The following is a 457-nucleotide window of genomic DNA, read 5'->3' as shown; positions in this document are numbered from 1 at the left end:
TTCAATAACAGAACTAGCTTTACTAAGGTATTTGGTTAACTTATTAATTTCATTATTATGATGCTTAATGTCTTTATCAATTTGATTTAATTTCTTTTCGAGTTCTCGTTCAACACGATTTTCTTCTTGAATTCTGGCGCGTTCTTCTTTTCGCATCTCTTTTTCATCTTCTTTTTTTAATTGGTACTTATGAATTAAAGAGAGTTTTTCTAGTTTTATATCTAGTAAATTTTCTGAAAGAGACACACCATCGGTTTCAAAGATTTTGTTAATAGAAGTGTAAAGATTGAATATTTTCTTATGCGACAATTCAAAATTCTTAGAAGAAACTTTATCTAAGATTAAAGAAGTTTCAGCATTAAATAGACGAATCATTTGACTATGCTGTTTTTTAAGAAATCTTTTCTCTTTATTATTTAATGGTATATTACCGTAATAATTATTAAATGCAGAGAGT

1 protein-coding gene is annotated in these 457 nt (G+C 26.5%); it reads right to left on the bottom strand.

Features of this window, described 5'->3' with window-relative positions; all coding sequences use genetic code 11:
* A partial coding sequence (locus CD122_RS12445) for an SNIPE associated domain-containing protein (protein WP_240624173.1) occupies positions 1 to 457 on the bottom strand: 457 nt, incomplete at both ends.

Origin of the sequence: Staphylococcus rostri (assembly GCF_002902145.1) — a bacterium.
Classification (GTDB): domain Bacteria; phylum Bacillota; class Bacilli; order Staphylococcales; family Staphylococcaceae; genus Staphylococcus; species Staphylococcus rostri.
The sequence above is the reverse complement of the archived record's forward strand: the minus strand, read 5'-3'. Positions and strand labels throughout refer to the sequence as shown.